The organism is Pseudomonas sp. 910_21 (genome assembly GCF_052850735.1).
Genome location: NZ_VXCY01000004.1, coordinates 537,710 through 550,079, shown reverse-complemented (window position 1 = coordinate 550,079; position 12,370 = coordinate 537,710). Strand labels below are relative to the sequence as shown.

The window sequence follows — 12,370 nt, the reverse complement described above, 5'->3', positions numbered from 1 at the left end:
GCGCTTTCCTTGGACTGAACCAAAAGGCATATAAAAGTAATTTTTCAGTATTGGACGCTCTATGAAGTGCTTGTCGATACTGGCGATGTTAGCGCTAACAAGGCGCCATGTCTGCTACTCGCTCGAGCGAATGCCCAAGACAGATTTCAGGCGCTGCCGGCGCAGATCGGCAGCGGTTCGGGGCATTTTCCAGCAGGTGCAGCATGCAGAATTTTCTTGGGGAACAGTTCAGGCTCCGGCAATCGATTCGTGCCGCTACGCCATTTCGTCCACATCTGGGCTGGCTATTGGCGGGGTTGGCTGCGGTGCCGTTACCGGGGGCCTACGCCGCCCAAAGCGCGGTAACGGCGCAGGATCAGGAGCCGACGCTGAAGTCGGTGACGGTCACCGCCACCCGCCGCGAAGAGTCGCTGCAGAAAGTGCCAGTGGCGGTTTCGGTGGTGGATGGCGAGCAGTTGGAGCGGGACAATCGCAACGGCGTGGCGAGCATCGTGCAGCAGGTGCCATCGCTGAATTTTCGTACCGGTGCTTCGAACAAGGACACTTCGCTGTTCATCCGCGGCGTGGGCACTATTTCCACGTCGCCCGGGGTCGAGCCGACGGTGGCCACGGTGATTGACGGTGTGGTTTACGGCCGGCCCGGGCAGGCCACCCTGGATTTGCTGGACCTGGAACGGATCGAGGTGCTGCGCGGTCCCCAGGGCACCCTGTTCGGCAAGAACGCCTCGGCCGGGGTGCTGAATATCGTCACCAGAGCCCCCACTGCCCAGACCCACGGCTACATCGATCAGTCCTACTACAGCGGCAATGAAAGTCGCACCCGCTTCGGCATTGGCGGCAGCCTGATTCCCGACACCCTCAAAGGCTCTGTCACCACCTTGTTCGGCAGCTACGACGGCAATGTGGATAACCGCCACAACGGCCAGGAGGTCAACGGCTACAACCGCAAGGGCGTGCGCGGCAAGTTGGAGTTCACCCCCGGCGCGGACCTCAAGTTCACCCTGTCCGCGGACTACATGCAGTCTCATGACGACGCGCCCAATGGCGTGGTCAGCAAGGCCCTGACTCCGGCCTTCGCCAATGCCCTGAACCCGGTCCGAGCCAGCAGCGACAACCGCGATATCAACACCGATACCCGGACCCACGTGGAGGACGTCAACAAGGGCTTGTCCGGGCAGCTGGACTGGAATCTGGGTGACTACACCCTGACTTCCATCACCGCCTGGCGTGGCTGGAACAACACCCAGTATCAGGATGGCGACCGACTCGGGAGCGTGACGGCAGCCTTCCCAGGGACCGCCGACAAGGGCGACCTGGACTACAACCAGTACTCGCAGGAATTACGCCTGGCGTCGCCCAAGGGGCAGTTCCTGGAGTATGTCGGTGGCCTGTTCTACATGCATGGCAAGGACGAGGAGACCTACCAGCGCACCCTGACCACGACCACTGGCGTCAACCGCGGAATTGCCGACTACAGCACCACCAATGACAGCTATGCGGTCTTTGGTGAAAGCACGCTGAATTTCACCGAGGATTTTCGGGGCATTGCCGGCTTGCGCTGGACCCATGACGACCTGAAATACGACCACCGGCGGGTCTCGACTTCGGCCACCACGGTCAGTGGTATCCAGCCGGGTACCCGCAGCTCCGGCTCGGTGGACGAAGATGGCTGGTCGGGTCGCCTGGGGCTGCAATACGACCTCAGCGACAGCATCACCAGCTACCTGACCTATTCCCGAGGCTACAAGGGGCCGGCCTACAACGTCTTCTTCAACATGCAGCCCCGGGACACCGACGCGCTGAAGCCCGAGACTTCCAACACCTGGGAAGCCGGGATCAAGGCCAGCAGTTGGAACAATCGCCTGACCACCAATCTGGCGGTGTTCCACAGCGAGTACGACAACTACCAGGCCAACTTCTTCGACACCGTGGCCGGGCAGGTGGTGACTCGGCTGATCAACGCCGGCAGCGTCAGCACTGAAGGCGTCGAATTGGACTACGCCTTGCAGGCCACCCAGCAACTGAAGTTCTCTGGAGCCTTGGCCTACACCCGGGCGCGGATCGACGAGTTTGCCTGCCCGCCAGGGGCGGCTGCCTCGTGCAACGTCAATGGCAAACCCTTGCCCTTCAGCCCGGACTGGAAAAGCTACGTACGGGCCGACTACAGCATCCCGCTGGATAACGGCCTGGATATCGAGTTGGGCACCGACTACAGCTGGCAGAGCGAAGTGCAGTACGACATCAGCCAGAACCTCGACACCCGGCAGGGCGCCTACGGTATCTGGAACGCCAGCATCGCCCTGGCGGATTACAACGACGGTTGGCGCGTGGCCTTGCTGGGCAAGAACCTCGCCGACAAATCCTATTCGCCCTTGCTGGCCAGTGGCGGCAACTACATCTATCGCGCGGTGCCTCGCGATGACGAACGTTATTTCGGCGTACAGCTGCGCAAAGACTTCTGATGCCCTTGCCGTTGTAGGAGCCGGCTTGCCGGCGAATGGGTCAGCGAGATGGGCGCAGGTCTTGAGGGTGCTTTCGCTGGCAAGCCAGCTCCTACGGTGGAGGCGGTGATAGCGGCCGTTGTGTCTGTCACCAACAGGCTGTTGTAGGAGCCGGCTTGCCGGCGAATGGGCTAGCGAGATGGGCGCAGGTCTTGAGGGCGCTTTCGCTGGCAAGCCAGCTCCTACGGTGGGCGTTGGGGTGTCTCTTTTGCAGGATGAAACAAGGAGTGATCCATGTCCCGTTCCACTCGCCAGCTCAAGCTCGGCGCCTTTCTCATGGCCACTGGTCACCACGTTGCCGCCTGGCGTCATCCGGATGTGCCGGCCCAGGCAGGGCTGGATTTTGCAGTCTATAAAGAACTGGCGCAGATCGCCGAAGCCGCTCGCTTCGATGCACTGTTTGTCGCCGACAGCCTGGCAGCCGCTACGGGCACCATCGCCAGCCGCATGGCGCGCTCCGACTACTTCGAACCCTTGACTTTGCTTTCGGCCCTGGCGGCTGTGACCGAGCGTATAGGGCTTATTGCCACTAGCACTACGAGCTATAACGTACCGTACCACGTAGCACGTAAATTCGCTTCGCTGGACCATCTTTCAGGGGGGCGGGCGGGGTGGAATCTGGTGACTTCCGACAATGCCGCCGAAGCGCAGAACTTCGGTCGTGACGAACATTTCGGACATGCCGAACGTTATCGCAGAGCCCGTGAGTTCTATCAGGTGGTCACCGGGCTCTGGGACAGTTGGGAGGACGATGCTTTTGTCAGGAACCAGGCCAGTGGCGAGTATTTCGATCAGAATAAGCAGCATTTACTGGAGCATCGCGGCGAATTCTTTCGGGTCAAAGGGCCGTTGAATGTGGCGCGTCCGCCGCAGGGTTATCCGGTGATCGTTCAGGCCGGCTCTTCCGAGAGCGGTCGTCAGCTGGCGGCCCAGACTGCTGAAGTGGTGTTCACTGCGCAGCCCTCCCTGGCCGCCGCACAGGCCTTTTATGCCGACCTGAAAGGGCGTCTTGAGCAGTACGATCGTAGTACGGAATCGCTGAAAATCATGCCCGGGGTGTTCGTGGTAGTGGGGGACAGCGAAAACCAGGCCCGGGAAAAGTTCGAATCTTTCCAGGAGCTGGTGGAGCCCGAAGTGGGGGTGGCTCTGCTTGGGCGGATGCTGGGCAATTTCGATTTGTCTGGTTTTGCGCTGGATGCACCTTTGCCGCCATTGCCGCTGACCGACAGCGGTCAGCAGAGCCGCCAGAAGCTGCTCACCGAACTGGCCGGCAAGGACAACCTGACCCTGGCCCAGCTAGGGCGCAAGATTGCCGGCGGCCGTGGGCATTACAGCCTGATCGGTACACCCGCGCAGATTGCCGATGAGCTGCAAGCCTGGTTCGAGGAGGGCGCGGCCGATGGTTTCAATGTGCTGGTGCCGCATCTGCCTGGCGGGTTACGCGACGTTGCCGACCGGGTGATTCCGGAACTGCAGCGGCGCGGGCTGTTCAGAACTGAATATGAAGGCCGCACGCTGCGGGAAAACCTGGGGTTGGCACGGCCGAAGAATCAGTTTGTGTAACAACGGTTTGTTGTGGGGGCTGGCTTGCCAACGAAGGTGCTCGTTAGGGCGGTGCCAGGCTTGAAGGCTTGTTCGCCGGCAAGCCGGCTCCTACAGGAATGTGAATTTATCGACGTTAGTCGTTTTGCAAAGATCTGACCCAGAGAGGATTCGATGACTTACATAGCTGCCGAAAACCGTTACGACTCCATTCCCTATCGCCGTGTCGGCCGCAGTGGCCTGGTGCTGCCGGCGCTGTCCCTGGGGCTTTGGCACAACTTTGGCGACAGCACGCCCATCGACACCCAGCGCGCCTTGCTGCGCACGGCTTTTGACCTGGGTATCAATCACTTCGATCTGGCCAACAACTATGGGCCGCCCTATGGCAGCGCCGAGATCAATTTCGGCCGGCTGCTGCGGGAAGATTTCAAGGCCTATCGCGATGAGTTGATCATCTCCAGCAAGGCCGGTTGGGACATGTGGCCGGGGCCTTACGGCCAGGGCGGAGGTTCGCGCAAGTATGTGCTGGCCAGCCTGGACCAGAGCCTGCAGCGCCTGGGTGTGGATTATGTGGATATCTTCTATTCCCATCGTTTCGACCCGGATACCCCGCTGGAGGAAACCGCCAGTGCCCTGGCCAGCGCAGTGCAACAGGGCAAGGCGTTGTACATCGGCATTTCTTCCTACTCCGGGGTGAAAACCCGGGAAATCGCCGCGCTGCTCAAGGAGTGGAAGGTGCCGCTGCTGATCCATCAGCCGGCCTACAACATGCTCAACCGCTGGGTGGAGAAGGATTTGCTGGATACCACCGACGAGCTTGGGGTTGGGGTCATCGCCTTTACGCCGCTGGCCCAGGGGCTGCTCACCGACAAATACCTCAATGGCATTCCCGAGGATGCGCGAGTCAATCGTCCGGGCGGTGGTTCGTTGCAGGCCGCTCATTTGTCCGAGGCCAATATCGCCCACGTGCGGGCCCTCAACGAGATCGCCAGGAATCGCGGCCAGAGCCTGGCGCAGTTGGCCCTGGCGTGGACCCTGCGCGATCCGCGGGTGACGTCGGCGCTGATTGGGGCGAGCCGGCCGGAGCAGATCATCGAGAACGTCGGAGCCTTGCAGAATCTGAGTTTTACCGTGGAGGAACTGGCGGAAATCGATCATTTCGCCAAAGAGGGTCGGATCAACCTGTGGGAAAGACCATCGACGGCAGAGTAGGACCTTCAGGATCTGCGCTGAGCAAACAGCCCCCAACAGAGCCATCTGTAGGGGGCTGTCTGGCCGCCTGGAGCGGGGCGGTGGGTGAAGCTCTCGGACTCAGTCATTGCGCTGGAGCGGGGGTGTTGGCGCTGACTTTCAGCGAGGTCTGGGTGCTGGCTACGGCCCGATCCTGAGAGTCGTCCAGGTCGACTTTCGCGGTGACCGACAGGCCCGGTCGCAGGCGCTCGAGACCCGGTTGGTCGGCGTTGAAGCGAATGCGCACCGGAACCCGCTGCACTATCTTGGTGAAGTTGCCGGTTCCCGGTTCAAAGGGCAGCAGGGCGAAGGTCGAACCTGAACCCGGCGCCAGACTTTCCACGGTGCCGACGATGCTCACGCCCGGCAAGGCATCGATCTTGATGCGGGTGGATTGGCCCGGGTACATGTGCTGAGTCTGGGTTTCCTTGAAGTTGGCCAGTACATAAAGGTCATGCAGCGGCACCAGGGTCAGCATGCGTGAGCCCGGTTGCACATAGTCCCCTACTTGAATCTGCCGATTGCCTACGGTGCCATCCATTGGCGCATAGACCGTGGTGTGTCGCAGGTCCTGTTGCGCCAGCTCCAGTCGGGCCTTCGCTGTCACCACCTTGGCCTTGGCCATTTGCAGCTGCGCCTGCAGGCGTTCGCGTTGGGCTGAAGTGACGGCAAGGTCGTTTTCCGCCACTTGCAGCATGGCCTGGGCATAGGCAAGACCTTGCTCTGCCGAGATCGCCTGGGTGCTGTACTTCTCTACTTCGTTGCGCGCCACGGCGCCGGTCGTGACCAGGGTATCGAAACGGTTGCGTTCAGCCCCTGCGCGCTTGGACTCGGCCTGGTTGGTGCGGATTGAGGTGCGGGCCGCCAGTACCCGAGCGTTGGCCAGGCGCTGCTCGGCATCCTGGATCGTCAGGGCTGCTTGGGCCAGGGCGACCTGGGCTTGATTGTCGGCGAGATCGCCTTCGGCCAGGGCGACTCGGCTATCGAACTCTTCGCTGTTGATGCGCACCAGGGGCTGTCCGGCAGTCACAGTCTGGTGGTCCTTGACCAGGACTTCGGTCACCAGGCCATGAACCCGTGGCGCGACGGAGGTGGCATCGGCAGCGATGTAGGCGTCGTCCGTGGCTTCAGTTGAAGGCGCCATCAGCACCCAGCCCACCCCGACCGCCACCAATGTCATGGCGATGGCGCCAGCGATCAGAGGGCGTTTGGAGCGCTTGCGCGGCTTTTCCGTCTCTTGCGCGGCTTGCAGGATGGCGTTCTGAGTCTGGGTGCTCTGCTCCATGTTGAAGCTCCATGCTGTTTTGAATTACGATCATAATATTCATATGGCGGTCGCAATACTACAGGGAAGTACCTACCGTGACGACAAGCGTATCCGACCTCCCTGACGCAGGCGCACAGCCTGGTCAACAGTCCACCCGACGCAAGTTTCTGGTCTTCACCATCATGGCTTTTGGCATGTTCATGGCGTTGATCGATATCCAGATCGTGGCGGCATCCCTGAACGATGTGCAGGCCGGACTCAGTGCCGGTCCTGATGAAGTGAGCTGGGTGCAGACCGCCTATCTGATCGCCGAACTGATCATGATTCCCTTCTCGGCCTTCCTCGCCCAGGCGATTTCCACCCGCTGGCTGTTCTCTGCCAGTGCGGCATTCTTTACCCTGTTCAGCATTGGCTGCGGGATGGCCTGGAACATCGAGTCGATGATTGTATTGCGGGCCCTGCAGGGCTTCGCCGGCGGGGCCATGGTGCCTACGGTGTTTGCCGTGGGTTTCGTGCTGTTCGAGGGCAAGCAACGGGCGATGGTCCCGGCCATTCTCGGCATGACCGCGGTGCTGGCGCCGACGCTGGGCCCCACGGTGGGCGGGTTGGTGACCTTCTACCTGGACTGGCGCTGGATCTTCTTTATCAACGTGCTGCCAGGGCTGCTGATCTGTATTGGCGCTGCGCTGCTGATCGATGTGGATCGTCCCGATCTGTCGATGTTGCGGCGTATCGACTGGCTGCACTTTGTGGCCATGGCCCTGGCATTGGGCTGCTTCGAGTACGTGTTGGAGGAGGGGCCGCGCAAGGACTGGTTCAGCGATAGCGCGATTGTCATTGCGGCCTGGGTTTCCATTGTCTCCTTTGGTTTGTTTATTGAGCGCTCGCTGTATTCGAATAATCCGATTGTGTCGTTGGTGCCCTTTCGCGACCGGACCTTTTCCATTGCTTGCCTGTTGAACCTGGTGATTGGCTTCGGCCTGTACTCCTCGACTTATCTGGTCCCGGTGTTTCTCGGGCGTGTGCGGGGCTTCGACAGCCTGGAAATCGGCACCACGGTTTTCGTCGTGGGGATCGGGCAACTGGTGAGTACCATCATTGCCGCCCGGGCTTCGGAGAAGGTTGATCGACGCTTGATCATCTCGGTGGGCTTTCTGGGGCTGGCACTGAGCCTGTGGCTGACTTCCCGGGTCACGTCCAACTGGGGATTCGATGAGCTGCTGGTTCCTCAAGTTGCCCGGGGCCTGTTCCTGATGCTCTGCATCGTTCCCAGCGTGAACATGGCCTTGAGTTCTTTCCAGGGCGTCGAATTGCGTCAGGCCTCCGGTCTGTTCAACTTGATGCGCAACCTGGGAGGCGCCATTGGCATCGCAACGGTCAATACCTGGCTGCAGGACGACGCCCGAACCCAGGTGCTGCGTCTGTCGGAATCTTTGGGTGCCAAGGCTGTTGCGGCCCAGGAACTGATGGGGCAACTGGCCCTGAAGATCGCTGCCGATACTCCCGACTCCAGCCACGCATTCCTGATGGCCCAGGGCATTCTTGGCAGATTGGTGGGGCGTGAAGCCCTGACCCTGGCGTTTGGCGATGTATTTCGCCTGATGGCCATGATGTTCGTGGTGGCGCTGTTGCTGGTGCCGCTGTGCAAGGTTCCCCCGGCCGCACCAGGCACGGCCGAGGATGAGAAGTGATGGCTCCAGTGCTTGCTGATTAGATGATCGGTGGGCCGGACCTGGCCTTGCGCAACTGGCTCGGAGTGCAGCCCATGCTCTTCCACATCAATCGACGTAGTGCCGTCGCGTCGGAATAGCCCACTTTAAAGGCAACTTCTTCAATGCTCATATTGGTAGTTTCCAATAAACTTTGAACATGTTGCAGGCGAACTTTCTGAATGAAGGCCATGGGCGGCTTACCCGTGGCGCTGCGGATTCTGCGCGATAAGGTCTTCTCGGTGATCCGTAAATGCTCGGCAATGGTGCTCAATGGCGGAACGTTGGGCAGGCAGTCCTCGATGAACTTCTCCAGCATCAGTACTTCGCGATTTTCTGTTTGTAAGTTGGATAGGGCCATGTAGTGATATTGCGCAGGTCGCCCATCTATCAGTAGATAGCGCATGGTCAGTTCGGCAATTTGATTGCCCATCTTATTGCGCAGTACATAGAGCATCAGGTCCATTTGCGACATGCCTGCGCCTGCAGTAATCATATTTCCGTCATGAATAAGCATGCGCTTTGTGTCGAGTATCGCCTCGGGATATCGCTGCTTGAAGGTGTCGTACAGTTGCCAGTGAGTGGTGACGGTCCGGCCCTCGAGAATCCCTGCCTCCCCCAGAACGAAAACCGCCGAGCAGGACGCCGCAGTCTCTTGCCCGCGCAGGTGATGTTCTTGCACCAGCTTGCTCAGCTTGCGGATGTCGTTGTGCCCGAGCCGGTCAATGAGCTCGGTGGACTGACTGAGGCCCGGCTGCCTCTTTTCCCGGCGACAGCCAAAGAAATCCAGCTCCTGGGTGTTTTCCAGCCCCAGCCCAGGGATGACCAGCATGCTGCCTTCAATGGTCTGGGCCTTGTCCAGCGGCAGTGCATCCAGGCGCATGCCATTGCGCATTCGTACGGACTCACTGCTGCCGATGATCTTCCAGGTAATGGTGGGGCGTCCCATGACTTCGGCGACCTGGTTGGCAGTACGCAGCACATCCAGGGTGATCGCCACACTTGACCCCATGGCTCCTTCCAGCGCGATCAACGTGAGCACATCCATGTCCATTTTCTCCCTGTAAGTGTCCATTTGTGCATTAGCAAAATATACAAGCTGATGGCAGACTTCTCAACGCGTCCAAATCTAACTTTCTCTGCCCACGCTATTCCCAGTGGGACATATAAGAAAAAATGCATTCATCAAGTGAATGCTTCGCTCTGTCAATAAAATGACATCTTGTCTACTGCCTAGTAAGAGCTCCCCTTCTTAGGGGCGTTTGTTCGGTTCCTTAGTGCTGAAAATAATAAACGACCATTAGGTCAATATATGGCTCTCCATTTAAAAAGGATTTTGAATGAACTACGCCGTGCCTCGTGATTATCTAAATGATGTCAATCAAACCTTCTCGGCGCATCTAGCAGTGGATGATCTGGCGCTGGCCGGCACCCTGGGAATCGAATGTTTAAGTTCGGTTACCGAAGTACTGGCTTATCGCGCCTGGCTTCAACCTGATGCGACAGCCTTTATTCACTTGCTCGATGGCGAGCAAGAGGAGGCGCCCATCAGCTACGCCGAACTGTGGCAGCGTAGTCAACGATTGGCCGCGGCGCTGCAGATTTTCGAGCCCCGGGGAAAACGGGTGCTGATGCTGTTCGAGACCGGTATCGACTACATCGTTTCGCTGTTCGGTCTGTTCCTGGCCGGTGCGGTGGCGATTCCCGCTTTCCCGCCAGTGGGGACCCGAGGCCTGGAGCGTCTGGCGTTGATCTGTGCCGACGCCCATCCGCAGATCGTGCTGACCAGCTCGCGTTTCATGCGCTCCCAGGAGCGGGTCAACGCCTTGCTGCAGGGTGATGTGCCCGCGCCGCAATGGGTCGATCCGCAAGAGCTGGCCACAGAGAATTCATCTTGGCAGGGGCAGGCTGTGACCCCCGGTCAATTGGCCCTGCTGCAATACACCTCGGGTTCCACCTCCGCGCCCAAGGGCGTGATGCTGACCCACGCCAACCTCTACAGCAATTGCCGCAGCGCCAGCCAATGGATGGGCGAGGCCAAGGATCGCGTGGGCTGCAGCTGGCTGCCGCCCTACCACGACATGGGCCTGATGGGCGGCATATTGCAGCCGATCTACGACGCCTTTCCCACCGTGCTCATCAGCCCCGGGCATTTTGTCCAGCGGCCATTGCGCTGGCTGGATGCGGTGTCCAGGTATGGCGCCGACGTCACCATCGCGCCGAACTTCGCCTTTGATCTGTGTGTTGAAAACATCACCGATGACGAGCTGGCAGCCCTCGATCTGAGCAAACTCAAGGCCATCTACTGTGGGGCCGAACCGGTCCGGCAAAGCACCCTGGCGCGTTTCTCCGAGCGCTTTGCCGCCGCCGGCTTCAACCCTGCGGCCCTGGGCCCCTGCTATGGGCTGGCCGAGGCGACGGTGCTGGTTTCGGGCAAACCCCATGACGAACCGGCATTCAATACCCAGGTGGATCGGGACCAGCTCGCCACCGGGACCTTGGCCATTGTCGACGCCGAGGATGGGTTCGCGCTGCCATTGGTCAGCAGCGGACGGGTGGCCCCGGGCTTGCGCCTGGCGATTGTCGATCCCGTCAGCCTGCAGCCGGTCGCCGACGGCCAGATCGGTGAGATCTGGGTCCAGGGCGACAACGTGGGGGCCGGTTACTGGGGCAAGGAAGTGTTGAGCGAGCAAGTGTTCCGCGCCAAGTTGCCGGGCGTCGACGGACACTTCATGCGCACCGGCGACCTGGGGGCCTTGTATCGGGATGAACTGTTCGTCACCGGCCGCCTCAAGGATCTGATCATCATCGCCGGTCGCAACCTGTATCCCCAGGACCTGGAGCTGGCGGTCGAGAGCGCAGACCCGCGCATCCGCAGCAATGGTTGTGTGGCGGTGGGCGTGGATAACGGCCAGCAGGAGCAGTTGGCGATCGTGGTCGAGATCAAGCGCAGCGAAAAGCTCGACGAAGCCCAGCAGGAACAACTGCGCCAGCTGATCACCAGCACCCTGGTCAGCCAGTTTGGCGTGTCCCCGGCGCGTATCCATCTGGCGCCCATGGGCGGCATCCCGCTGACCACCAGCGGCAAGGTCCAGCGTCAGGCCACCCGGCAGGCCCTGCTCAACGACAGCCTGGCGCGTTACGGAGCCGGACGTTCGGCTGCAGCGGCCTCGGCACAACCCCTTAAAACCCCTACGGATGCTCTGTCATGACGGCCATGAATCCTCATATCGACCGTACCGGTCATCGCGAGCGTCAACTGGCCTGGCTGACCGTGGGTGTGCCGGCGGTGGGCACCGTGGTCGCTCTGGTCCTGGCCTGGCAGCAGGGCATTGGCTGGCTGGAATTTGCTGCGCTGGCCAGCATGTACCTGCTGACCGCTCTGGGGGTGGAAGTGGGGATGCACCGCTTCTTTTCCCACCATGCGTTCAAGGCCGGCCCGGTGGTCACTGCGTTGTTCGGTATCGCCGGTTCGATGGCGGCCCAGGGCCCGATCCTGTTCTGGGCGGCCACCCATCGCCAGCATCACGCCTTCACCGACAAGGAAGGCGACCCGCACTCGCCGCGTCCGCTCAAGGAAGGCTTTGTCGGCAATATCCAAGGCTGGTGGCACGCCCATCTGGGCTGGCTGTTCAGCCTGAGAAAGCAGAACTGGAGCCAGTTCGTTCCCGACCTGATTCGCGACCGACTGATCATGCAGATCAACCAGCGCTACTACCTGTGGATCATTCTCGGCCTGCTGCTTCCTACCTTGGTGTGCGGGCTGATTACCCGCAGTTGGGAAGGCGCACTGAGTGGCCTGTTGTGGGGCGGTTTTGTGCGGATCTTCCTGGTGGACCACGCCACCTGGTGCATCAACTCCTTCGCCCATCGGGTCGGCGGCCGTGACCATCCGACTCGGGACACCAGCCGCAATGTGTTCTGGCTGGCGATTCCAACGGTCGGCGGCGGTTGGCACAACAACCACCACGCCTTTCCGGCGCTGGCTCACGCCGGGCTCAAGCCCTGGCAGCTGGACATCGGTGGCTGGTTCATCGAGTTGCTGGCCTTGTGCGGTCTGGCTTGGGACGTGAAGCGTCCTGGTGCGCCCGCCGCTGCAGAACCTACAGAAAGCTGATTGC

8 protein-coding genes are annotated in these 12,370 nt (G+C 60.6%); 6 read left to right on the top strand and 2 right to left on the bottom strand.

The window, feature by feature from the left end; genetic code table 11:
* Positions 1 to 203 precede the first annotated feature (203 nt).
* The 3 genes from FW796_RS16175 (at position 204) to mgrA (ending at position 5,255) form a co-directional block, all read left to right on the top strand.
* Positions 204 to 2,462 (top strand): TonB-dependent receptor, encoded by a 2,259-nt coding sequence (locus tag FW796_RS16175; protein ID WP_346634105.1) that lies wholly within the window; start codon positions 204 to 206, stop codon positions 2,460 to 2,462.
* A 273-nt stretch (positions 2,463 to 2,735) separates the two neighbouring features.
* The gene (locus FW796_RS16170) at positions 2,736 to 4,064 is read left to right on the top strand and encodes an LLM class flavin-dependent oxidoreductase (RefSeq protein ID WP_446439571.1); all 1,329 of its coding nucleotides are present in this window, start codon (positions 2,736 to 2,738) and stop codon (positions 4,062 to 4,064) included.
* 153 nt (positions 4,065 to 4,217) lie between these two features.
* Positions 4,218 to 5,255, top strand: a complete 1,038-nt coding sequence (mgrA, locus tag FW796_RS16165) for an L-glyceraldehyde 3-phosphate reductase (RefSeq protein ID WP_346634107.1) — start codon at positions 4,218 to 4,220, stop codon at positions 5,253 to 5,255.
* 103 nt (positions 5,256 to 5,358) lie between these two features.
* On the opposite strand, the gene FW796_RS16160 is transcribed toward mgrA, so the two are convergent.
* Entirely contained in the window at positions 5,359 to 6,558 is a 1,200-nt protein-coding gene (locus FW796_RS16160; RefSeq protein WP_404938039.1) for an HlyD family secretion protein, read from the bottom strand.
* 77 nt (positions 6,559 to 6,635) lie between these two features.
* Here FW796_RS16160 and FW796_RS16155 point away from each other — a divergent pair, with 77 nt between their 5' ends.
* Complete coding sequence (locus FW796_RS16155) at positions 6,636 to 8,231, top strand: DHA2 family efflux MFS transporter permease subunit (RefSeq protein ID WP_446439570.1); 1,596 nt, start codon at positions 6,636 to 6,638, stop codon at positions 8,229 to 8,231.
* Between the two features lie 19 nt (positions 8,232 to 8,250).
* Here the strand turns inward: FW796_RS16155 and FW796_RS16150 are convergent, their stop codons facing one another.
* Positions 8,251 to 9,297: a GlxA family transcriptional regulator gene (locus tag FW796_RS16150; RefSeq protein WP_346634110.1), complete on the bottom strand. Its 1,047-nt coding sequence runs from the start codon at positions 9,295 to 9,297 to the stop codon at positions 8,251 to 8,253.
* A 292-nt stretch (positions 9,298 to 9,589) separates the two neighbouring features.
* On the opposite strand from FW796_RS16150, the gene FW796_RS16145 reads away from it, so the two are divergent.
* Together FW796_RS16145 and FW796_RS16140 are read left to right on the top strand one after the other, a co-directional pair.
* Positions 9,590 to 11,461: a fatty acyl-AMP ligase gene (locus FW796_RS16145; protein WP_404938041.1), complete on the top strand. Its 1,872-nt coding sequence runs from the start codon at positions 9,590 to 9,592 to the stop codon at positions 11,459 to 11,461.
* Positions 11,458 to 12,366 (top strand): acyl-CoA desaturase, encoded by a 909-nt coding sequence (locus FW796_RS16140; RefSeq protein ID WP_346634112.1) that lies wholly within the window; start codon positions 11,458 to 11,460, stop codon positions 12,364 to 12,366. The genes FW796_RS16145 and FW796_RS16140 overlap by 4 nt, the downstream gene beginning before the upstream one ends.
* Positions 12,367 to 12,370 lie beyond the last annotated feature (4 nt).

Bases quoted from the DNA above. Each gene is read 5' to 3' on its own strand.
- FW796_RS16160 (WP_404938039.1), bottom strand. From the start codon at position 6,558: ATGGAGCAGAGCACCCAGACTCAGAACGCCATCCTGCAAGCCGCGCAA.
- FW796_RS16175 (WP_346634105.1), top strand. From the start codon at position 204: ATGCAGAATTTTCTTGGGGAACAGTTCAGGCTCCGGCAATCGATTCGT.
- mgrA (WP_346634107.1), top strand. From the start codon at position 4,218: ATGACTTACATAGCTGCCGAAAACCGTTACGACTCCATTCCCTATCGC.
- FW796_RS16150 (WP_346634110.1), bottom strand. From the start codon at position 9,297: ATGGATGTGCTCACGTTGATCGCGCTGGAAGGAGCCATGGGGTCAAGT.
- FW796_RS16170 (WP_446439571.1), top strand. From the start codon at position 2,736: ATGTCCCGTTCCACTCGCCAGCTCAAGCTCGGCGCCTTTCTCATGGCC.
- FW796_RS16140 (WP_346634112.1), top strand. From the start codon at position 11,458: ATGACGGCCATGAATCCTCATATCGACCGTACCGGTCATCGCGAGCGT.
- FW796_RS16145 (WP_404938041.1), top strand. From the start codon at position 9,590: ATGAACTACGCCGTGCCTCGTGATTATCTAAATGATGTCAATCAAACC.